This is a genomic window from Phaeobacter italicus (assembly GCF_019801785.1).
In the GTDB taxonomy this organism is placed as follows: Bacteria; Pseudomonadota; Alphaproteobacteria; order Rhodobacterales; family Rhodobacteraceae; genus Phaeobacter; species Phaeobacter italicus.
This window is the reverse complement of record NZ_JAHVIJ010000002.1, coordinates 1-21,129: the sequence shown is the minus strand read 5'-3', so window position 1 is coordinate 21,129 and position 21,129 is coordinate 1. Positions and strand designations below refer to the sequence as shown.

Sequence of the window (21,129 nt, the reverse complement as noted above, 5' to 3'; positions counted from 1 at the left end):
CGCCCCTCTCCGTCTGCCAATATGCCGCGGAAATACAACTGGCGCCTGACGCCCAGACAAACAAAGGAATTTCGCCATGATCCGTACCCGTGCCGCTGTGGCCGTTGCCCCCGGGAAACCGCTTGAGGTGATGGAGGTCAATCTGGAAGGCCCGAAGAAGGGTGAAGTCCTGGTTGAAATCAAGGCAACCGGCCTGTGCCATACTGACGAATTCACCCGTTCCGGGGATGACCCCGAAGGCATCTTCCCTGCCATTCTGGGCCATGAGGGCGCAGGTGTGGTTGTCGAGGTTGGTGAAGGCGTCACCACGCTTGAAGTCGGCGATCACGTTATTCCACTCTACACGCCTGAGTGCCGCGAGTGTGAATACTGCCTGAACCCGAAAACCAACCTCTGCCAGGCAATCCGCTCCACCCAGGGTCAGGGCCTGCTGCCTGACGGGTCCACCCGGTTCTCCATGCTGGATGGCACCCCCATCCATCACTACATGGGCTGCTCCACCTTTGCTAACCACACCGTGGTGCCGGAAATCGCGCTGGCAAAGGTGCGCAAGGACGCGCCCTTTGACAAGATCTGCTACATCGGTTGCGGCGTGACCACCGGCATCGGCGCGGTCATCAACACAGCAAAGGTCGAGATTGGCTCCCGCGCGATCGTCTTTGGTCTGGGTGGCATCGGTCTGAACGTGATCCAGGGCCTGCGTCTGGCAGGTGCGGATCAGATCGTCGGTGTTGACCTGAACCCCGGCAAGGTCGAGATGGCCAAGCACTTTGGCATGACCGACTTCGTGAACCCGGCAGAGGTTGAGGGCGATCTGGTTGCTCATCTGGTCGAACTGACCGGCGGTGGCGCAGACTATACCTTTGATGCCACCGGCAACGTCAATGTCATGCGCACCGCTCTGGAAGCCGCACACAAGGGCTGGGGTGAATCCATCATCATCGGCGTGGCGCCTGCAGGTGCCGAAATCTCTACCCGCCCGTTCCAGCTGGTGACCGGTCGGTCCTGGCGCGGGACTGCCTTTGGTGGCGCGTCTGGCCGGACAGATGTGCCCAAGATCGTGGACTGGTACATGGATGGCAAAATCGAGATCGACCCGATGATCACCCACAAGCTGTCCCTGGATCAGATCAACGAGGGTTTCGAGCTGATGCATGAAGGCAAGTCGATCCGCGCCGTCGTGGAATTCTGATTTCCGCTTCATGGCTGACACAGAAACGCAGGTCGCAAACGGCCTGCGTTTTTGTTTTCTCAAGGGCCACATCCCGCTGGCAGCAGCTTGATGACAGCGGCATACTGGGCCCATTGCCCTGCTGCGGAAAAGGAACCCGGGTTTGAAGTTTCAGGCCGTTGATATCTCCAAAACGGAAACAGCCGCGACGATCATCTTTCGCGCGCTCCGCAAGGCGATCATCGAGGGTGAGCTGAAAGACGGCACTCCGCTGCGCCAGGATGACATTGCCAAGGCCTTCAAGACCTCTCGCTATCCCGTCCGCGAAGCCATCGCCCGCCTCGAACAGCAGGGGCTTGTCACCGTCCAGCGCTACAAGGGCGCTGTCGTTGCCACCCTGTCGATGCAGGACGCAGCAGAGATATTTGATCTGCGCGCCAAACTGGAAGCCGACATAATCCGGGCAGCGGTGCCCCAGATGACCGCCGAGGTTCTGCAAACAGCCGAAGCGCATCTGGATGCCTTTCTGCGCTGTCGCGACCCGATGCGTTGGGGCCGCATCAACCGTGATTTTCACGCCACGCTCTACAGCGTCAGCGGACTGCCCTATCACGTCGAAATCGTCGAAGCCTCGATGGATCGGATCGACCGATATCTACGCGCTCAACTTGTGATGAGCGATGGGATGTCCCGGACAGACCAGGAGCATCGCGCAATTTTGCAAGCCTGCCAGGAGGGTGACGCAGACCGCGCTGCCACGTTGACAGCCCAGCACATCCTGGGTGCCAAGGCCTCTCTCGAGCAGCAGCTGCGATCAGATCCCGCCTAAGCCCATCCGGCAATGCGGGGCAATCTAGCTGTCCTGATCGACCGCATTCAGGCTGACGTCATAACCCCACAGCCTGCGCAGATGCTTGAGAACCTCATCCTTGTCCTCCTCTGCCAGATGGATGCCATCGCGCACCGTGTGGGTCAGCTTCAACTCCCTGTCGCCCTTCAAATCGGCATCCGTGACCTGAATATCAGGCTCTAAATAGGCCAGATCGTATGATCGCGCCAAATCCCGCCGCACAGCGCGATAGCCGCTTTTGTTGTGGATCTGGCTGACAATCAGATGCGACTGTTCTGCATCATCAGCCAGGGTGAACAGCTTGAACTTGCGGATGAGATGGGGTGACAGGAACTGCTGAATGAAACTCTCATCCCGATAATTGGCCCAGGCATCGCGCAGAACACGCCGCCAGTCCGGGTCACCTGCAAAGTCGGGGAACCATTCGCGGTCCTCCTCTGTCGGGTTTTTGCAGATACGCCGGATATCCTGCATCATGGCAAAACCCAGGGCATAGGGGTTTATGCCAGAATACCGGGGATCGTCGAACTCGGGCTGCAGCACAACATTGGTGTGACTGTGCATCATCTCCATGTAGGCGCCTTCGGTCAGACGGCCCTGCTCGAACAGCTTGTTGATGATGTAGTAGTGCACAAAGGTTGCGCAGCCCTCGTTCATCACCTTGGTCTGTTTCTGCGGATAGAGATATTGCGCCAGCATCCGCACGATGCGCAGGATCTCGCATTGCCAAGGCTCCAGAACCGGGCTGTGTTTTTCCAAGAAGTAGAGCAGATTTTCCTGCGGCAGGTTCATCTGTTTGCGCCTGCTGCTCGCTTCCGGATCGAAATCCGCATCTTCCTCGCGGTTCCGCCCAAGCGTTGCATCTGTCCATAATTCCAGAATGCTCATCCCTGTTTGATGACCCTCGCGCACCCGTTGCATCGCCTCACGCTCGGCAATGGTGGGTTTTGGGGGGCGGCCATAGCGAAACACCCCTTGTGACTGCAGCGCATGGGCGGCATCCAGCACCTCTTCTACCGCAGTCAGCCCGTAGCGTTCTTCGCAGGCCGCGATGTAGTTCTTGGCGAAGGCCAAGTAGTCATGGATACCTGCCGCATCGGTCCACTGCTGGAACAGGTAGTTGTTCTTGAAAAAGTGGTTATGACCAAAGGCCGCATGCGCCATCACCAACGTCTGCATCGCCATGGTGTTTTCTTCCATGTTGTAGCTGATGCAAGGGTTGGAGTTGATGACGATTTCATAGGCCAACCCCTGGCGACCTGTCCGATACAGGGCCTCGTCCCGGGCAAAATGCTTGCCGAAGGACCAATGCTGATACATCAGCGGCAGGCCGACACAGGAATATGCATCCAGCATCTGCTCGGCCGAGATGATTTCAATCTGGTTGGGGTACACATCCAATCCAAGATCACCCAATGCGATCTCTTCGATCGCGTCCCGCGCCACCTCCAACAGTTCAAATGTCCATTCCGGACCCGTAAAGAGCGGCCTGGCCGCTGTGTCAGCTGCCTGCATGCTGGCCCCCTTGCGCCTTGGGAAGGAAAAACTCCCTGAAGATCGGATAGATGTGTGATGGCAGTGACACCCGCTGCATTTCAAAATGAGCCGCCTGCGCTTTGACTTCACGGAAGTTCTGCCAGAGATCCTCTCCAACCTCTGGATTGTTCAGCAACATGTCTGCGTTTTCGTCGACGATCTCGACATAAGCGTAGAACTGACAGACCGGCAAAAGATCCTCCAGCAGGAGCGTTTTGCATCGGATGGAGTCATTGCCAAAGTTTTCACCGTCCGAGGCCTGCGCCCCATAGATGTTCCATTCATCCGGTGGATAGCGCTCAGCTATGATCTCCTTCATCTTCTCCAGGGCTGTCGACACGATCGTGCCGCCAGTTTCCCGCGCGTAAAAGAAGGTTTCTTCGTCCACCTCTTGCGCGTGGTGAGTGTGGCGCACGAAAACCAGCTCGGTGTGTTCATAGCTGCGTGTCAGGAACAGGTGCAGCAACAGAAAAAAGCGTTTCGCAAGGTCCTTTTCCCGCTCTTGCATGGATCCCGACACATCCATCAGGCAAAAGACCACAGCGCGAGAGTTGCGGATCTTTTCCGGGACATATGTATCGTAGCGCAGATCCAGCGGATCGATGTAGCCGACCACCCTGCGCTTGCGTTCCAGCACCTCCAGCCTCTGCCGCAGTTCCGCCAGTTGCGCGTCCTGATCCGGAGTGCGGGCCTCGATCTCCTCCAGTTCGTTTATCTGCTGTTCCAAATCGGAAATGCTCTTGGCCGAGGGGCGCTGCAACGCGATCCGACGCCCCAAGGAATTGCGCATTGTGCGCACGAGGTTGAGGTTGTTGGGCGTGCCAGCAGTGGTGAGCCCAGCGCGGCGGGTACCAATGGTTTCGGTTTCTACCGTCGCCTTCTCGACAAGATCCGGAAGCTCCAGACCGTCAAACAGAATCTCGAGATATTCGTCCCGCGTCAGAGTAAAGGAAAACTCGTCTGACCCGTCTCCGTCCTCAGAGGCCTTCTTGCCTCCCTCCCCGGCCCCGCCTTGGGGGCGTTTCAATGTGTCCCCAACAACAAAATCCTTGTTGCCAGGCAACACATGGCGTCGGCGCCCGCCCTTGGAAGAGTGGTGAAAGCGAGGTTCCTTCAACCCTCGCGAGGGGATCGTGACCTTCTCTCCCTCTGCGGGGATCCCCCCGCCATCCTTGATTGATTTTTCCCGGACGGAACGATCTACGCGTTCCTTGATGCTGTCGCGGGCGCGTTCGAGGAACCGTTGCCGGTTCCCCAAACTTTTCCCCTTGGGGTTGGCGCGCCTGTCAATGAAGTGATGCATCAGCCTCCCACCTTTGTTGTTAGCCCGCCTTGTTCACACGCATGTACCATTCCACCAGCCTGCGAACCTGCCGGTCGGTGTAGCCATGGCTGCGCATACGTTCGACGAACTCCTGGTGTTTGCCTTCGGTTTTGCTGTCCTTTTTTGAGCCAAAGGAAATCACCGGCAGCAGCTCCTCGACCTGGCTGAACATGTGTTTTTCAATCACATCTCGCAGCTTCTCGTAGGAATTCCAGGCTGGATTGGCCCCGGTATTTGCCCGGTGACGCAGAGCAAATTTGACAACTTCGTTGCGGAAGTCCTTGGGGTTTGCGATGCCCACCGGCTTTTCAATCTTGCTCAGCTCGGCGTCCAGAACCTCGCGGTCGTAAAGCTGGCCGGTATCGGGATCCTTATAGTCCTGTTCTTCGATCCAGGCATCAGCGTAGGCGATATAGCGGTCAAAAACGTTCTGGCCGTATTCAGTGTAGCTCTCGAGGTAGGCTTTCTGAATTTCGTTGCCGATGAACTCCTCATAGCGCGGCGCGAGCTCTGTCTTGATGAAGGCGAGATATTTTGCCTCGGTCTCGGCCGGGAACTGTTCCCGTTTGATCATCTGCTCCAGCACATACATCAAATGGACCGGATCGGCGGCGACCTCATCGGTATCGAAATTGAATGTACTCGACAGAACCTTAAAGGCGAACCGGGTCGATATCCCATTCATCCCCTCATCCACGCCCGCGCGGTCCTGATATTCCTGCACGGTCTTTGCCTTGGGGTCGGTGTCTTTCAGGCTCTCGCCATCATAGACGCGCAGTTTGGAATAGAGGTTTGAGTTCTCGTGCGGCTTGAGCCGTGTCAGAACAGAAAAGCGGGACAGGATCTTCAGCGTTTCGGGCGCGCAGGGGGCGTTAGCCAGTTCACTATGCTCGATCAGTTTGTCATAGATCTTGGCCTCTTCCGTCACCCGCAGGCAGTAGGGAACTTTGACAATCGAAACACGGTCAATGAACGCCTCGTTGTTCTTGTTGTTCTTGAACTGCTGCCACTCGGATTCATTGGAGTGGGCCAGAATAAGCCCCGTGAAGGGGATCGCGCCAAAGCTCTCTGTCCCCATGTAGTTGCCTTCCTGCGTTGCGGTCAGCAACGGGTGCAGCATCTTGATCGGCGCCTTGAACATTTCGACAAACTCAAGAATGCCCTGGGTCGCGCGGTTCAAGCCACCAGAGAAGGAATAGGCATCCGGGTTGTCCTGGCTGAAATGTTCCAGCTGGCGGATGTCGACCTTGCCGACCAAAGTGGAAATATCCTGGTTGTTCTCGTCACCCGGCTCAACCTTGGCGACGCAGATGCGGCGCAAGCGCGATGGATACATGCGAACAACCGAAAACCTGTTGATGTCACCATCGAATTCATCCAGCCGCTGAACCGCCCAAGGTGACATCAGGCCCGGCAGACGATGCTGCGCAATGCCGTATTCATCCTGCAGCAGCTTGCCCATACGCACCGGATCAAACAGGCCCAGCGGGCTCTCGAAAATGGGAGACAGCTGATTTCCGGCCTTGAGCACGTAGATCGGCTGATCCTCGACCAGACGCTTCAATCGCTCCGCAAGAGAGGATTTACCGCCCCCGACAGGCCCAAGAAGGTAGAGGATCTGCTTGCGTTCTTCCAACCCCTGCGCGGCATGACGGAAATAGCCCACAATCCGTTCGATCGTGTCTTCCATTCCGTAAAAGTCCTTGAAAGCGGCATATCGCTTGATGGTTCGGTTCTGAAAGATGGGGCCAAGACGCGAGTCCTTTGAGGTATCGACCAGCTCCTCGTCCCCGATCGCCTTGAGCATCCGCTCGGCAACATTGGCGTACATGCCCGGATCCTCACGGCAGGCGTTCAGATACTCCTGCAGTGACATCTCTTGCTCGCGCGTCTCGCCGTATTGTTCGGCAAATATTTCGGCAATGTCTTTCATCTGGCTCTAGCCTCCTAGCTTACTGCGCGCCATTCCTCCTGGGGTTCAAGTTTGCACACGGACAGAGGGAGCCCAGCGCGAGGGCCAAGGGTGTCCGCGTCAAATTATTCGTCTGAATTCTGCTCGGCGCCGAGACCGGCGGAGACAAGACCAGCGGGTCACTCTGATCGGTGACATTCCGGCTGGGGCCTGGGTTTCGGCGTCGTCTACTTACGTTCAACTCTACACCAATTTGGGTCTTCATCCTATCTGAAACTGGTGTGTTTTTGGTTAATTGCCAGTAGGTTTTAATAGAACACTTGTTCACACATCAGCGATGTCACCGTGACGTCCGCTGCTCAAATCTGGGGCTTCAACCCGGACGAAAAGCGCTGCTTTTGCGGGTTTCGGCCATAAAACACAAGCATTTCACCGCCATGCGAATCGTAAACGCAGCGCAAGAAATTCGTTAACGCTCCTCGCCGCAGCAGCCCCATCGAAAAGCGCACAATAAACAAGCACTAAAATTGAATACAAATTAGCCACACCTGCGCGTTTTCAGAAAAAACCGCGACAACAGAACCTAGACAAGATCATAAGCCCAGCCCCATTATGGCAGCAATATGGCCGCGAAGACGGTCGAGTTGAGCAAACATAACAGGCACCCAAGCGCTCCGTATTAGAGCGCCGTGGTCTATTGACGAGCGGTATATAAAAATGAGCACGGTTGGATACATCACCCGCGACATGGCGGGCACTAAGCAGCATGGCACTTCTGTTGAGGCACCCCAGGCTGCAATTGCAGTGGCTCACGCCAAAGATATTTCCCTCAATCTCGGCCCTTCTGACGTTGAGAGCTACGCGCGCCGCGGCAGTGATCTGCATATCACGCTGATCGACGGCCAGGTCATTGTGCTCGACGGGTTTTATGACACCGGCGCCACCGGCGGCAAGAACCTGTTCCTGAGCGAAGAAGGCAACTTCATCGAGGTTGTCCTCGAAGACCGCACCGACGGCATGCTGTTTGCCAGCTACGAACCTCTCGATCTGAGCGGCAAGTGGAGCGCCTATGATGACATGGTGTTCCTTGACGTTGAGCGCATCGAGCCGGTTGTCGCACCTCTCGTTGCACCGTTGGTTGGCGGCCTCGGCACTGCTGGTGCTGCGGCTGGTGTAGCTGGCGCGGCCGTCCTTGTCGGCGGTGGTGGCGGCGGCGGCGGCGGCGGCGGTGGTGGCGGGTCGACAACCCCCACGGTCGACAATCCTGATGCAACCTATCCCGTGGCCAGCGCCACAACCGATGATGTCGTCGTCAGCGGCACAGGCGCGCCCGGTTCGGTGGTAGAAGTCACCCTTGGCACCATCGTCGCGACAACCACCGTCAAGGACGATGGCACCTGGGTTGTGAACTTCCCTGTGACCAATCTGCCCCCGGATGGTGACTACGAAACCACTGTCTATGTGAAAGATCCGCAAGGCACCGAGTTCAATCTCGACGGGCCGTCGGTCATTATTGACACCACGCCCCCGCCGATTGCCGTCAACACCGTCGAAGGTGACGATCACGTCAACTACATCGAAGTGGCCGATGGCGTTCAGATCAACGGCACCGGCGAAGCGGGCGCAAGCGTCAGCGTGGTCTTTCAGGGTGTGACCCGCACAACCACGGTTGCCCAGGATGGCACCTGGTCCGTGAACTACGGCGTGAACGAAGTAGCCACCGGCATCTACACCTCGACAATCGAAGTGACGAGCGCCGATGCCTTTGGCAATACCAGCACAACCACGCACACCATCAATGTCGACACCGAAACCCGCGTGACAATCAACACGCAGGTCGGCGACGACCACATCATCAGCGGCGCAGAACAGGCCACCGGCATCACTCTGACCGGCACGGCCGAAGCTGGCTCTTCCGTTGTCGTCACCTTCCAAGGTGTCAGCCGCACAGTGCAGGCTGATGGTGCAGGAAACTGGTCAGCAAGCTATCTCAGCTCCGAAATCGCAACCGGCACCTATAATGCGGCGGTCTCTGCTGTTGCGACAGATATTCACGGCAACGTCAGCTCTGCCTCGACCTTTATTCCCGTTGATACGGAAACAGCTGCGGCATTGGATGCGGTTCAGGCCACCGACGGCGTTATTTCTGCACCCGAAGCAGCCGCAGGCGTGACCCTCACCGGCACCGCCGAGGCCGGCGCAACTGTCGCCGTGACGCTCGAAGGGACAACACGGACCGTCACGGCGGATGCTCAGGGTAAATGGAGTGCGGATTTCACCTCCAGCGAAATCCCCACCGGCGAGTACGACGCCAATGTTTCGGTCACCGCAACCGATGCCGTTGGCAATACCGCCTCGACCACCGGCACCGTCCGTGTCGATACTGAAACCACTGTGGCCCTCAGCAATCCGCTGGCGGGTGACAACTTGATCAACGGCGTAGAGGCCAGCAACGGTCTGAACCTGACCGGCACTGCAGAACCCGGCGCATCGGTTGTTGTGACACTGGGCAACGCAAGCCGTACCGTGACGGCAGACCAGCAAGGCAACTGGACCGCAACCTTTGTTGGTTCGGATATCGCCGACGGCGCTTATGACACGACAGTCACGGCAACTGCGACGGACGCTTATGGCAACACAGCGACCACCAGCAGCAGCATCCGCGTCGACACCACGACCACAGTCGGCATCGATGCGGGCCAAGCTGGCGGGGATGACCTTTTGAACGGCGCCGAAGCCTCTGGTGGTCTCACCCTGACCGGCACAGCAGAGGCCGGTGCCTCTGTCGCCGTCACGTTCCAAGGGATTACCCGCACTGTCACTGCGGATGCACAGGGCCGCTGGAGCGCGCCTTATGGCGCAAACGAGATTACACAATCTGCAACCCCCTATGACTCTCCCATCAGCGTCACCGCGACCGATCTGGCGGGCAATACCGAGACCGCAACAGGCACGCTGCGGGTGGACACCTCCACTTCGGTCACCATCGACCCCAATCAGGCGGGTGGCGACAATATTGTCAACGCAGCAGAAGCCCAGGCAGGCGTCACCCTCACGGGCGCGGCAGAGCCCGGCTCTAGCGTTCAGGTCACCGTTGCGGGTGTCACACGTACAGCGACCGTTGCCCAGAATGGTACATGGTCCGCACTGTTTGAACCGGGCGCGCTGACAGGTGGTGAATACAATACCTCGGTCACAGTGTCGGCAACGGACGCGGCGGGTAACACAGCCTCGACCTCCTCTGCCCTGCGGGTGGATACCGTTGCAGGCACTGTGGCGCTATCTCCTGACCCGATTGAAATCGACGACGTCATCAACGCGACAGAACGCGCAGACGGCGTCGAAATCAGCGGTACGGCAACGCCGGGTCTGGTGGTGACAGTTGGCCTTGGCACCGCAAGCCGCCAGGTCACTGCGGACAATGCTGGCAACTGGTCAACCACCTTCCCCGCTGGCGATATCCCCACCGGAGAAACCACGCTGCCGATCACCGCTTCAATCGTGGACGACGCAGGCAACACGGCAAGTGTGTCCGACACCGTTGAGCTTGATACCCATGTTGTACCGCTCACCGTTCAACCGAACCAGACCGCGGATGATGTGATCACCAAGGCAGAGCAGCAAGCTGGTGTTACCTTCAACGGGACAGTTGAAGCCGGATCGGCGGTCAAAGTCATCGTTGATGGTAAGGAAGTGACTGCAACGGTTGACGCATCTGGCAATTGGAGTGCGACGCTCAATGATGCGGACCTGCCTGATGGCGACCGCACCGTGATCGCGACCATTTCAGCGACCGATGCAGCCGGAAACACCGAGACTGTGACCGAGCAGTTCGACATTGATACAGTGGTCGATCCCGCGTCCATCTACGCGCTCAAAATCACTGGTCAAGGGATCCTTGAACTCGAAACAAAAGACGCCACCGACAACTACACGGTAAACACGCTTAATCCCGCCGGTACAGTGAGCTCACCCGCCGCCACCAAAACGGTAGATCCGCAAGACGGAACCGAGTTCGAATTCGGCGCGCCGATCCCGGACGGCACTCACCTCGTGCTGTCGCGGTCGGATGCTGTTGGCAACACGTCCAGCACGCTTGTTATTTTCGATGACAATGCCACCAACTCTGGCACCCTTGATCATGCCAAGCTCGGCGACTTCAACATCGACAACCTTGATCTACAATTCTCCACTGACGTCCAACTGACGTTGAGCGAAGCTGATATCAAAGCTCTGTCAAACAACTCTGATACGCTGACCATTCACGGCAGTGATAATGACAATGATCGCATCACGCTGACAGGTGGCAACGCTACAAGCGCAGGGACACGCGTTGTGGATGGCGAGCTGTATAATGTCTACACGATCGGAAACGACGGCACGACCCTGGTGGTCGATCAGGATGTTCAGGTGGTCATCTAATCCGAAAACAGGTCGACCGGGGGCCGGTCAAACACTATAGCTGGCCCTCGACCAAATACCCGGACACAAGGGTAAGGACACAGGCAATGCGAGGGGGCAGAATGCAGCTGGGACGACCCATTGGCGTGGTGGCACTTTTGTGTTGCCTGTCGGGGTGCATGCAATCCCTGCCCTTTGCCAAAGCTGGCGAAGACGAGAACGTGAACCGTCGCGCCAGCAGCTTTGCCCAACCGGACGCAGAAAACCCGTCGCAGGTGATTTCAACGCTGATGCAACGCCGCTCTCTCCTGGAGGACGGAAGCATCTATGACACGGTCGCTCGATCCGCCATCGATGCCTCGGCACGCGCCTCGGAGGCAGAGCTGACAAGCGCCAAGCTGCGGGCGGAGGCGAAGTCCAAGAACTGGCTACCCACGATCGGTCCTTCGGTCAGCCTGACCGATCTTGGCGATCTGGTGGCTGGCATCCTGATCGAACAGGTGCTGTTCGACAACGGCAGGCGCAAGGCTGAACGCGCCTTTGCTGCAGCAGATGTCGAAGTCGCGGCCGTGAACCTCTCTATCGACATGAACAGCCGGGTGGAAAGCGCCCTTGGTCTTTATGTGTCGGGACTTCGCGGCCAAGAGAAAGCTGCCGTCGGCAGCCGGGCCCTGTCGCGGATGTACGAATTCGAACGCATTGTGCAGGGCCGCGTTGATGGCGGCGTCTCGGATCGCTCTGACCTCAATGTTGTCCGCAGCAAAATCAACGGCATGCGCTCTGCGGTCGCGACAGCCAACGATGCCACGGCCGCTGCCCATGCAGAACTGAAGGCCCTCACCGGTCAGACATTCGAACAAAAGCCCGCACGGCTTCAGCTGACCACACCTCCCGATGGTAGCGGCTATCTGACAGTCCTGAAGGCCGAAGCAGAAGCCACCCGCAGCGTCGAACAGGCCAAGATGGAACGCGCAGGTCTTCTGCCGCAGGTCTCGGCTGCAGGGAATGTAACCAGCGACGGCTCTGGTGCGGGCCTGACACTGGATCTTGCCCAACCCTTTGGTCTTGGCACCCCCGCCGCCCTCAAGGCGATCGAGGCAACGAAGGAGGTTGCCAAGCGCCAGGTGGCAGAAGTCGAAGAAGATGCCCGACGTGACTACAGCCGGCAGATGCAGCGCCTTGCCTCCTACCAGCGTCAGGAAGCTGAGGCCGCCGCCCTGGCCCAGACCAGCCGCGAGACCTACCGCCTGTTTCAGGCACAGTTCAAAGCCGGTCAGCGTTCCGTGATGGATGTCGTGTCGATCTACGAAGAGGTCGTGCGCAGGGAGCAGGCGCATATTGACGCAAAATACGAAGTCGTCCTGATCCAGCTTGCGCTGGCACGCGACATGGGCCTTTTGGCAGATGGGGACCGGATTTGAGCAACTCCAATCGTCCAACGGATCAAACGATGCTGCGCTCCGTTCCCCCTGCGCCCCGCGATGGCAAGCCCGCGCTGCGTGCAGTTGATACAGATGCAGGTCATCACCCAAGCCACGCCGTTTCCCCACCCGCCCCGCAACAAGCGCCCGGAGATCTTGATCTGACGGGCCTGCTGGATGATGGCAACGTGGGAGAAGTCAGCGCACTGATCGAGGACGCAACCGCCCGGATCCAACATCGTGCGGCACTGATTGCGACCTTTGCATCGCTCAAGGGCACCAATGTTCCGCTGAGTGATGTCGCTGAGTTCATGTGGCGCAACGACCCGAGCGATGTCTCCGTTGATTCACTGGCGCGCGCATTGCAGACCACGGGTATGCAGGCCCAGATCAACCACAACGTACCCCTCGTTGCGGAAAGCTGGCCTGCGCTCGCGATGATGAACAACGGCCAATGCGTTCTGGTCATCTCGCAAAGCCGCGATACGGTCGTCATCTACGACACCACATGCCATGACAACCAGGCCGAAGTCCCGGTCGGCGAGTTTGGCCCATACTTCACCGGCACGACCCTGGGCGCACGCAATTCGCTCAAACAGATTGCCGCGCGCCACACTCCGCAGCTTGAAAGCGATCACTGGTTCTGGGGAGAGTTCCCCAAATACCGCCGTCAGGTGGGCGAGATCATGCTTGGCTCGTTGGTTGCGAATATCCTTGCTGTATCTGTCGCCTTGTTTTCGCTGCAAGTTTATGACCGGGTCGTTCCGCATCAGTCGCATGCCACGCTGTGGGTGCTGGCGATCGGCGCCTTTCTGGCGATCATGCTGGAAGCCCTGCTTAAGCTTGCTCGTGCCCGCTTGACCGATGCGGCAGGCAGGCAGATCGAATTGTCTGTGCAAAACAACCTGATGCGCCGCCTGATCGGCATGCGTTCGGACAAAAAACCCCTGCCACCATCCGGTCTTTTTGCTGCGATGCGGGATTTCGGCTCGGTTCGGGAGTTCTTTACGTCCACCACGATCTCAACCCTAGCAGACATTCCGTTCATCGCCGTGTTCCTGCTGTTGGTTGCCTCTATCGCGGGACCAATTGTCTGGATCATTATCGCAGGCGGCGTTTTGATGCTTTTGCCTGCGTATTTCATGCAGAAGCGCATGATTGCGCTGACCCGCCAGACCCAAGGCGCAAATGCCAAGGCAGGTCGGCTTTTGCATGAGGTGGTCAACGAGCTGGACACGTTGAAGAGCCAACGTGGCGAAGACCGCGTGCTGCGTCTGTGGGATGAGCTGAACACCCTTTCGACCCATGCCGCGACCGAGCAGCGTCGACTGGCGAGCGCCCTGACCCATTGGTCGCAGGGCGTCCAGCAGGCCACCTATATCGGCTCTGTTGTTGTTGGCACATTGATGGTGTTCGCCGGAGAGTTCACAGTCGGGACAATCATTGCCACCGGCATTCTGACCAGCCGCACGCTTGCGCCACTGACACAGTTCGCCGCGACATTGGCCCGCTGGAGCAACGTCAAGGCCGCACTGGAAGGGCTCGACGCGATCGCGAATTCGGCTCAGGAAAAAGAAGACGAGCGCACCTACCTGCGCCGGGACAGCCTGCAGGGCCGGTTTGAACTGCGCGAGGTCATGTTCCGTTATGACGAAGATGGCGCCCCCACTCTGGATGTGCCGGGAGTTGCGGTGACACCGGGTCAGCGCGTCGCCGTTCTTGGCGTCAATGGTTCCGGAAAATCCACATTGCTCAAGCTGATGTCAGGCCTTTACGCCCCGGACCGGGGCCGGGTCATGATCGATGGCACCGACATGAGCCAGATCGACCCTCGCGACCTGCGTCGCCACATCGGCTATCTCAGCCAGGACGTGCGCCTGTTTGCAGGCACCCTGCGCGAGAACCTCAACCTGAACCAGCTGGAACGCGATGACGAACGGCTGATGACCGCACTGGATTTCGCTGGCCTTGGTGCACATGTACGCAATCACCACAAGGGGCTTGATCTTGAAATCCTGGACGGCGGTGGCGGCCTGTCCATCGGTCAGCGTCAGTCCATTGGCTGGGCGCGCCTGTGGCTGCAAAACCCATCGATCGTCTTGCTGGATGAGCCGACAGCGGCACTGGACCAGACGCTGGAACGGACATTGGTAAGCAGGCTGGAGACTTGGCTAGAGGGGCGCACGACCGTGATCGCGACCCATCGCATGCCCATTCTCTCCCTTACCAATCGCACGCTGATCCTGCAGTCTGGCCGAATGGTTGTGGATGGCCCGCGTGATCAGGTTCTGGCGCATCTGGCCGCCGGGGAAGGCAAATGACGTCGACAGAATTCGATCTCAACGAAAGCTCCCGCGGAGCCAGCCGCATCATCTATCTGGTGGCAGGAGCGTTGGTTGTTTTCCTGCTTTGGGCAAGCTTTGCCTGGGTCGATGAAATCGTGCGCGCCGATGGCGAAGTGGTCTCCTCCTCGCGTTCCCAGATTGTGCAGAACCTTGAAGGCGGCATTCTTGCAGAGCTGCACGTTCATCAGGGCGATGAGGTCAAAGCCGGTCAGATCCTCGCACGGCTGCAAGACACCAAATTCAGAGCCGCCGCCGACGACCTTCAGGACCGTATCGACGCACTGGAGATCAAGCAGTACCGGCTGGAAGCCGAACTGGAAGGCGCGTTTGATTTTGATGTTCCTCAAGAACTCGCCGATCGCTCGCCTGGCATCTACACCTCAGAGCGCGCCCTTTTGAACGCGCGTCAGACGGATTTCACCAGCCGCCGGGAAAGCGCGCGTGAAATCCTGGACCAACTGAAAGACGAACACGCGAACATGCAGCGGCTCTACAAGAAAGAGATCGTTGCGCTGATCGAAGTGAACCGGGCCCAGAAGGCCGTCAGCGACGCACAGGCGAAATACAACGAAATCGGCACGCAATCTGAATTGGAGTTGGCGGAAGACTACTCCAAAACCCTGCGCGAGCTGACATCGTACCGGCAGGAACTGCGACTGGCGCGTGACCAACTGGAGCGGACTGTCATCACCTCCCCCATGGCTGGTATCGTCAACAGCCTGTCTGTCACCACCATCGGAGGCGTCATCCGTCCCGGCGAGGAGATCCTCGAAATCATCCCACTGGGCGAGGAAATGTTCGTCGAAGCGCGGGTAAAGCCCGAAAACATCGCAAGTGTTCAGCCAGGCCAGGACGCGACGATCAAGCTTTCGGCCTATGACTACACCATTTATGGCTCTCTACGGGGCAAGGTGGATTTTGTCTCTGCTGACACTTTTGAAGATGAACGCAATCCACGTGCCGAACCCTATTACCGAGTGACGGTAAAAGTGGACCGTTCTCAATTCACTGAACGCCAGCAGGAAATCGAGATCCGCCCCGGCATGCGCGCCACCGCCGAGCTGCAGACCGGAACAAAGACCATCCTGCAGTACATGCTGAAACCGCTCTACAAATCGCGCGAGGCTCTGCGGGAGCCCTGAATCAAAACAGCTGCGCATCAGACGATACGCAGCTGCAAAAGAGTGGGCATTGAAATGGGGTCAGCTGGCTGAGCGCATCATCGCGTGAACTGTTTGATCAAACGTCGTCCCAATCGAGACACGACGCTTTCCCATAGCTGCCTTGGCAGAGATCACAGAAACCAACTGCGGTTTGCGGCCTGGCGTGACAGAGAACACCGGAGCACCGGATGCTCCGAAATCAACCCGGCATGTCATCACGACCGTTTGGTTTTGCCGTGCGAGCACTTCACAGCCTTTTTCCAGATTTGGGCGGTCCTGTTGTGCCATCGAATACGACAGGACATCCACAGCAGCACCACGCGCGGGTTGACCTGCCAGTTTGAATGGTTGGATCATCAACCGGGAAATCGGGCTATCAAGGCGTAGAATTGCAATGTCATGCCCCAGTTGGGCGTCTGCGTTGCGCTTGTACTGATAGCCCGGGTGCAAAACGGCCTTGACGACAGATCGCGCCGCCTTGGCCCGGCGACCGTTCAACCCCGCCTCAAAGCGGATACCGTTTGGATTGACCTGCTGGCCCGTGACCGGATCAAACAGGCAATGCGCAGCAGTCACAACAAGGTCCGGCGCGACCAGCGCACCGGTGCACATGTTACGACCGGAAATATTGAGACGGCCGACGGCCTCCCAACCCACCACGGTTTTAACACTTGGCTGCACCTCCTGTGCAGCCACATCTTCAGGCATGCCAAATAGCAGACATGCCGCCAAAGCAGCAAAAATGCGTTTCATCGCCCACTCCAAATTCCCACGTCCTCACCTTGTTTCAAGGCTAGGGCTGGAATGAGACGCAATGCTGCTGAACATGGCCGAAACCATGTGCAGAATAAGACACCACTAACAAATCGTTAACCCCCCCGGGTTTTGATACCCCATCATCGCAAAAAAACCGCAGATTACCCACTTTTTCTCGTTAAATCCGTAAAATTTCTTATAACCAACTGATTTTTAATAAAACTATCCCGACGGCTCCGGCGCTCCCCCCTTTCCGGTTGCCCGGATTTAGGCATTGCCGTGTCAGTCGCGCCACAATCGATCGCGACGCCCCAGCAGGGGCCACGGGAGATCGGCTTCATGGGCCGCATTAGATTTCAGATTTTGAAAACTTCGAAATCCCGAAACAATCCGTTTCCTGCGTCCGCGTTAACCAAACGAGCCCAAACCGCCTGAAAACAAGGGGGAAAACCCTCTCGGGGAATCGCTATAGGTATTTGGTTGTGAAAGCTGTTTTTGGTTTGGGCACCGGAATTGGCCTGAATGCGGGTGGACAAGAAACGCCATCGCGCCATCTGCAGCTGCAAGCAATATTGTTTGTTACGATTGATCAGGACACAGAACCGAATGCCAAAGAGAAGCAGCGAGACAAAGGGTGGCCGAGTTGGATCGCAATCCGACAAAGCACAGGAACAGACACATGTGGCGGCGCTCGCGGCGACAAAGCTGGCTGATGGACTGATTGACCCCAAGCTGGTCTTGGCCTGGCTCTTGAATGCCATCGGCGCACCGGGCTTTTTGATTGGCATCCTTGTGCCCGTAAGAGAGGCGGGCTCTCTCCTTCCGCAACTGGCTCTGGCCCGCCACATCGAGAGGCGGCGGATCCGAAAACCCTTTTGGGCGGGCGGATCGGCGATACAGGGGATGGCCGCCCTAGGGATCGCCGCAGCGGCGATTGCCCTGCCCGGCACGGCAGCGGGTTGGGTCATCCTCGGCCTTCTTGCCGTGCTGGCCGTCGCGCGTGCAGCGTGCTCCAGCAGCTACAAGGATATTCTGGCCCGCACGGTGCCAAAGGGGCGCAGGGGATCGGTTTCGGGAACCGCAGGCACAATCGGCGCAGGAGGGGTGCTGGTGTTTGCTCTGTGCCTTGGGGCAGACATCCTGCCACGAACGACCGGCTCGATCTCGGTTGTCATTGCCTGTGCCGGTCTTCTGTGGATTGGCGCGGCTTTCATTTTTCTGCGGCTGGACGAACCAGAGGCAGATCCAGAACCCGACAGTGATTTTCAGCTGGAAGAGCTGGTGAAACCACTGCGACAGGATGACGAATTCCGTACCTATATCGGGACACGGGCGCTGATGATCTCTACCGCGTTGGCACCACCGTTTCTTGTGATGTTGGGCGGGCAGTCCAGCGAAACTGGCGTTGCGAACCTCGGCATGTTGATGCTCGCATCTTCGATCGCGGCGATCACATCTTCCTATATCTGGGGTCGGTTTTCCGATCGCTCTAGCCGGAAGACGCTCATGACATCGGGCGCTCTCTGTGCGGCTGTTCTGGGCCTTGCGGCGGCACTTGGTGGGCTTGGCGACAATCACGTCTCAAGCTGGGTTTTGGCCACTCTCTTGTTCTTGGCCCAGCTGGCCTATCAAGGGGCGCGTGCAGGGCGGAAAACACATCTCACGGATATGGACACCCACGGTCACACCTCTCTCTACACGGCGCTCTCAAACTCGATGATCGGTGTTCTCTTGCTCTGCGGCGGCGCATTCGGCTGGCTCGCAGATGCCTTTGGTCCGGCGCTGGTACTGGCGGTTCTGGCGACAATGGCGGGCGCGGGCGCCGCTTTGGGCGCGCGCCTGTCAGAGGTGCAGGACGATCCCAGCTGACGACGGATCAGGCCCTGTGCTCTGGCCGCTCAGCGTCGATTCCGGCGCCATACAACACCACAAAAGCGGAGAGCCACATCCAAGTCAGCAGCAGGACAACCCCCGACAAGGTGCCAAATGTCTCGCTGTAACTGCCAAAAACCCGCACGTAATAGCTAAACCCGATGCTACCCGCGACCCACAGACTACAGCTGACAAAGGCGCCGCGGGTGATGCGGTGCCACTCTTCGCCCCGTCTGTCAGGTCCAAACCGATACAAAAAAGAGATCCCCACCATCCCGCTGACAAACATCAAAGGCCAGCGAACAACCTGGGCGATGTCACTCAGAAGCGGCGAATCCCCGAATAGCGCAAGCGCCGCCGGGATAGCCGCGACCACAAGCACCAAAAACAGCGCACCCACGATGGCAGCAAAGGTGATGGTCAACTGCCGAACATAAAGCATGACCATGCCGCGCCGCTCTGCCCGATTATAGATGACATTCAACCCCTGCATCAGGCTGTTGGCAGCACGGGACGCGGACCAGAAAGCAATGGAGATGGACAAGATCGCGGCCCATCCCAGCCGATCCGGCCGCTCCATCGCGACGTCTACCAGCTGACCATTCAACAGATCAGCCGCAGAGGGGGGCAACAGCCGCGTCAGCCACGCAGACTGTTCCGTAATGACCGTGGGGTCGGCAAACATGCCAAAAAGCGCGACCGCTGCTGTCATACCGGGAAAAACCGACAATAGCCCGTAGAACGCAACCCCGGCCGCCAATAGGCCGCCCTTCGCCCGGTCCATCCGCTGCCAGGCATGCCACATCAGCCGGGCCCAACGGGGAAGACGTCGCAACCAGGCTGGATCCTTCTCAGCCACTGGACGGTGCGGACGTGAGGCCTCATCAACCTCCTGCGGGGCGGCTTTGGTGATATTGTCCGTATTTCCGTCCACCTCAAGCCTCCATCAAAATCTATGAGTATCCAGCGCCGCCCAGCAGGGGCCTGCGCCATCAGCCGCCAGCCAAACCTGCTATTGGGTCAGTCTCGCCACCCATCAGTCACACAGCGTGCGATCAATAAGTGCAAGCCCAAGAAAAAACATCGAACCCAGAAAGACGATATTTGCCACACCGGCCACAGCCCCTGCAGCCCCACCAAACGCCAAGACACCAGCGCCCATCGCGATCATTGCAAAAAAGATAGCCCAGTTCATCGTTCTTTCCTTTTCTAACCACTCGGAAGGAAAACGCGGAACCTGGCTGCAAGGTTCCGCTTTGGCTGGAATGCGCTGCTCAGCCCCGGATCTCCGGGCGGATCTGGGCATAGGTCAACAGGGTAAAGACCACCGTCCCACCGATGACATTGCCGATGAGAACCGGAAGGAAGAACCCAAAGACCGCCTGACCAATCCCCAGCTCCCCAAGAAGAAGCAGCAAAGCCATTTCCACAGAACCCGCAACAATATGGGTAAAATCCCCCGCTGCGATCAGCCAGGTGAAGATCACGACCAGGACAATCTTGTTATTGGCCGCAGAGGGCATCATCCAAACAATGGCTGCGATCAAGATACCAGAGGGGATGCCGCTGATCAGCCCGATCATCGGCTCCATTCCCGTGGCATGTTCGCTGATCTTGATCATCGCCTCCAGCAACTCCGGCTTCAGCACAGGGGTGAGGCCGAAGAAGGCAGCAATGACAAAGGCCCCGACAACATTTGCGCCCAGCACAATGCCCCACAATCGCGCCGTCCGGACAAAACTGTCCATATCCTGTCGCAAGACGACTGGAACCACGGTCGTGATTGTGTTTTCGGTAAACAGCTGCATCCGGCCAAGGATGACCATCAGAAATCCAAGCGAGTAGCCAAGGTTTTCCACAAGCGGCGTCCAGTCGGCCTCGGGCAGATAGGCCCGAAAGAGCGATTTCCCCAAAACCGAGAAGCTGATCAGAATACCAGCGGCGATTCCAGACCACCAAAGCGCCCTGACCGGCCGCTCCAGCTCTTCTTCCCCTTCCCGGCGGATGGTCTCGAATATCAGGCGGGGAGAAATCCCGACACCTTCTTCGACAATCTCTCGTTCTGCCTCTTCTTCGATTAGTTCGTCAGTCTGGGGCGCAATCGCCATCTCATTCCCCCGCAGCTACACCGGGAGAAAACGCCCAAAGGCGGCTTTTTGTTCCCTTGGTGCTGCGGAGTGTGTCCTGGTGCTTGCCCTTGGTGGAACGCAGAGTGCCCCGCGGAAGCGAGGTTATGGGCATTGATATTTTGTGGTATATTGGTTGCGGGAGTAGGATTTGAACCTACGACCTTCAGGTTATGAGCCTGACGAGCTACCTGGCTGCTCCATCCCGCGGTGTTTGTTGTTTTTGGAATTGTATTGAGGATTTTTCTAGGT

At 58.1% G+C, this 21,129-nt stretch carries 14 protein-coding genes and 1 tRNA gene; 7 read left to right on the top strand and 8 right to left on the bottom strand.

Translation table 11 applies throughout. From position 1 onward, the window contains the following. Window positions 1-76: 76 nt before the first annotated feature. Both KUV39_RS04495 and KUV39_RS04490 read left to right on the top strand, forming a co-directional pair. Complete coding sequence (locus KUV39_RS04495; RefSeq protein WP_244998242.1) at window positions 77-1,192, top strand: S-(hydroxymethyl)glutathione dehydrogenase/class III alcohol dehydrogenase; 1,116 nt, start codon at window positions 77-79, stop codon at window positions 1,190-1,192. A 142-nt stretch (window positions 1,193-1,334) separates the two neighbouring features. Then, the gene (locus tag KUV39_RS04490) at window positions 1,335-2,000 is read left to right on the top strand and encodes a GntR family transcriptional regulator (protein WP_050673146.1); all 666 of its coding nucleotides are present in this window, start codon (window positions 1,335-1,337) and stop codon (window positions 1,998-2,000) included. A 24-nt stretch (window positions 2,001-2,024) separates the two neighbouring features. On the opposite strand, the gene KUV39_RS04485 is transcribed toward KUV39_RS04490, so the two are convergent. The 3 genes from KUV39_RS04485 to KUV39_RS04475 are packed head-to-tail and all read right to left on the bottom strand — an operon-like array spanning window position 2,025 to window position 6,814. Beyond that, window positions 2,025-3,536 (bottom strand): SpoVR family protein, encoded by a 1,512-nt coding sequence (locus tag KUV39_RS04485; protein WP_222459070.1) that lies wholly within the window; start codon window positions 3,534-3,536, stop codon window positions 2,025-2,027. After that, window positions 3,523-4,860 (bottom strand): YeaH/YhbH family protein, encoded by a 1,338-nt coding sequence (locus KUV39_RS04480; protein WP_222459069.1) that lies wholly within the window; start codon window positions 4,858-4,860, stop codon window positions 3,523-3,525. Before KUV39_RS04480 ends, KUV39_RS04485 begins: the two co-directional genes overlap by 14 nt. 19 nt (window positions 4,861-4,879) lie before the next feature. Beyond that, a complete protein-coding gene (locus tag KUV39_RS04475; protein ID WP_008560796.1) occupies window positions 4,880-6,814 on the bottom strand; it encodes a PrkA family serine protein kinase in 1,935 nt (644 codons plus the stop codon). A gap of 696 nt (window positions 6,815-7,510) precedes the next feature. Here KUV39_RS04475 and KUV39_RS04470 point away from each other — a divergent pair. From KUV39_RS04470 to KUV39_RS04455, 4 genes are all read left to right on the top strand, one after another. Continuing rightward, window positions 7,511-11,215, top strand: coding sequence for an Ig-like domain-containing protein (locus KUV39_RS04470; protein ID WP_222459068.1), 3,705 nt, complete (start codon window positions 7,511-7,513; stop codon window positions 11,213-11,215). Between the two features lie 101 nt (window positions 11,216-11,316). Further along, the gene (locus tag KUV39_RS04465) at window positions 11,317-12,615 is read left to right on the top strand and encodes a TolC family protein (RefSeq protein ID WP_046210526.1); all 1,299 of its coding nucleotides are present in this window, start codon (window positions 11,317-11,319) and stop codon (window positions 12,613-12,615) included. 29 nt (window positions 12,616-12,644) lie between these two features. Continuing rightward, window positions 12,645-14,936: an ATP-binding cassette domain-containing protein gene (locus KUV39_RS04460; protein ID WP_243445090.1), complete on the top strand. Its 2,292-nt coding sequence runs from the start codon at window positions 12,645-12,647 to the stop codon at window positions 14,934-14,936. Further along, entirely contained in the window at window positions 14,933-16,102 is a 1,170-nt protein-coding gene (locus KUV39_RS04455; RefSeq protein ID WP_046210524.1) for an HlyD family type I secretion periplasmic adaptor subunit, read from the top strand. Before KUV39_RS04460 ends, KUV39_RS04455 begins: the two co-directional genes overlap by 4 nt. Window positions 16,103-16,162: 60 nt before the next feature. Here the strand turns inward: KUV39_RS04455 and KUV39_RS04450 are convergent, their stop codons facing one another. Then, a complete protein-coding gene (locus KUV39_RS04450; protein ID WP_037302591.1) occupies window positions 16,163-16,876 on the bottom strand; it encodes a trypsin-like serine peptidase in 714 nt (237 codons plus the stop codon). Window positions 16,877-17,485: 609 nt separating this feature from the next. Here KUV39_RS04450 and KUV39_RS04445 point away from each other — a divergent pair. Then, window positions 17,486-18,748, top strand: a complete 1,263-nt coding sequence (locus tag KUV39_RS04445) for an MFS transporter (RefSeq protein ID WP_222459067.1) — start codon at window positions 17,486-17,488, stop codon at window positions 18,746-18,748. Between the two features lie 7 nt (window positions 18,749-18,755). Here the strand turns inward: KUV39_RS04445 and KUV39_RS04440 are convergent, their stop codons facing one another. The 4 genes from KUV39_RS04440 to KUV39_RS04425 all read right to left on the bottom strand — a co-directional run bounded on the left by KUV39_RS04440 (window position 18,756) and on the right by KUV39_RS04425 (window position 21,087). Further along, on the bottom strand, window positions 18,756-19,685 hold the full coding sequence (locus KUV39_RS04440) for a YihY/virulence factor BrkB family protein (protein WP_222459066.1): 930 nt from the start codon (window positions 19,683-19,685) through the stop codon (window positions 18,756-18,758). Between the two features lie 102 nt (window positions 19,686-19,787). Next, on the bottom strand, window positions 19,788-19,946 hold the full coding sequence (locus KUV39_RS04435; RefSeq protein WP_008561189.1) for a hypothetical protein: 159 nt from the start codon (window positions 19,944-19,946) through the stop codon (window positions 19,788-19,790). Between the two features lie 79 nt (window positions 19,947-20,025). Next, window positions 20,026-20,859, bottom strand: coding sequence for a formate/nitrite transporter family protein (locus KUV39_RS04430; RefSeq protein ID WP_222459065.1), 834 nt, complete (start codon window positions 20,857-20,859; stop codon window positions 20,026-20,028). Between the two features lie 151 nt (window positions 20,860-21,010). After that, window positions 21,011-21,087, bottom strand: a tRNA-Met gene (locus tag KUV39_RS04425). Between the last annotated feature and the right edge of the window lie 42 nt (window positions 21,088-21,129).

Excerpts from the sequence above, each read along its gene's own strand:
- KUV39_RS04465 (WP_046210526.1), top strand. The coding sequence starts at position 11,317 with ATGCAGCTGGGACGACCCATTGGCGTGGTGGCACTTTTGTGTTGCCTG.
- KUV39_RS04430 (WP_222459065.1), bottom strand. The coding sequence starts at position 20,859 with ATGGCGATTGCGCCCCAGACTGACGAACTAATCGAAGAAGAGGCAGAA.
- KUV39_RS04480 (WP_222459069.1), bottom strand. The coding sequence starts at position 4,860 with ATGCATCACTTCATTGACAGGCGCGCCAACCCCAAGGGGAAAAGTTTG.
- KUV39_RS04485 (WP_222459070.1), bottom strand. The coding sequence starts at position 3,536 with ATGCAGGCAGCTGACACAGCGGCCAGGCCGCTCTTTACGGGTCCGGAA.
- KUV39_RS04445 (WP_222459067.1), top strand. The coding sequence starts at position 17,486 with ATGCCAAAGAGAAGCAGCGAGACAAAGGGTGGCCGAGTTGGATCGCAA.
- KUV39_RS04435 (WP_008561189.1), bottom strand. The coding sequence starts at position 19,946 with ATGAACTGGGCTATCTTTTTTGCAATGATCGCGATGGGCGCTGGTGTC.
- KUV39_RS04470 (WP_222459068.1), top strand. The coding sequence starts at position 7,511 with ATGAGCACGGTTGGATACATCACCCGCGACATGGCGGGCACTAAGCAG.
- KUV39_RS04495 (WP_244998242.1), top strand. The coding sequence starts at position 77 with ATGATCCGTACCCGTGCCGCTGTGGCCGTTGCCCCCGGGAAACCGCTT.
- KUV39_RS04450 (WP_037302591.1), bottom strand. The coding sequence starts at position 16,876 with ATGAAACGCATTTTTGCTGCTTTGGCGGCATGTCTGCTATTTGGCATG.
- KUV39_RS04460 (WP_243445090.1), top strand. The coding sequence starts at position 12,645 with ATGCTGCGCTCCGTTCCCCCTGCGCCCCGCGATGGCAAGCCCGCGCTG.
- KUV39_RS04455 (WP_046210524.1), top strand. The coding sequence starts at position 14,933 with ATGACGTCGACAGAATTCGATCTCAACGAAAGCTCCCGCGGAGCCAGC.
- KUV39_RS04475 (WP_008560796.1), bottom strand. The coding sequence starts at position 6,814 with ATGAAAGACATTGCCGAAATATTTGCCGAACAATACGGCGAGACGCGC.